This is a genomic window from Segeticoccus rhizosphaerae (assembly GCF_009192725.1).
Classification (GTDB): Bacteria; Actinomycetota; Actinomycetes; order Actinomycetales; family Dermatophilaceae; genus Segeticoccus; species Segeticoccus rhizosphaerae.
The window spans coordinates 1-724 of record NZ_VOHR01000669.1 but is presented as its reverse complement, the minus strand read 5'-3'; the positions used below and the strand labels follow the sequence as shown (position 1 = coordinate 724).

Annotated in this window: 1 protein-coding gene; it reads right to left on the bottom strand. The window is 73.8% G+C overall.

Annotated elements, in window-relative coordinates; translation table 11 throughout:
• The coding region (locus FRW57_RS22410) for an MFS transporter (protein WP_338055407.1) at positions 1-703 on the bottom strand (703 nt) is incomplete at its 3' end.
• Between the last annotated feature and the right edge of the window lie 21 nt (positions 704-724).

Sequence of the window (724 nt, the reverse complement as noted above, 5' to 3'; positions counted from 1 at the left end):
AGCGGGCCAGCGCGTAGGCGTCCGGCTCGTCCGCCGGCAGCGGGTCGGCGTCCTCGAGCGTGGCCAACGTGGGTCCACCGCGCAGCATCGCCCGCAACCGCCAGGCGCCGAGGACGGCGATGCCCGCGAACCCGGCGTGCACCAGGAGGAAGGTGCCCGACAGCCCCGACCCGAGCAACAGCCCGGCCAGCATCGGACCGGCCGCCGAGACCCCGGTCTGCAGCGCCGCGAAGACGCCGAGCGTCGTGCCCACCATCCCCTCGGGGGCGAGGCTGGCCGTGAGCGGGTTGAGCACCGGGGCATACATCGTCTCGCCGACGGCGAAGACCCCGAAGGTGATGACGAACAGCGTCGCACCGTGCGGCCCCAGCTGCGTGGCGAGCGACATCATCCCCCAGCACAGCACCCAGATCAGCCCGACCGCGACCAGCAGCGACGGTGCGGAGCGGGTGGCCGTCCACCGGACCACGGCCATCTGCAGGGCGATGATCACCAGGCAGTTGACCGCGGCGGCCGTGCCGATGCTGCGCTCCGAGGCGTCCAGGACGGTCAGCGCGAAGGCCGGCAACCCGCTCTCGAACTGGGCGTAGAAGGCCAGGGCGAGCGCGATCGTCACCACCGCGGTCCAGCGCAGCGCCGGCGTGGCCCAGATGGCCCGCAGCGCCAGTCCGGTGCTGCCCTGCTGGGCCGGCGACTCGGGCACGGGCGGGACGGATGCGTCGAC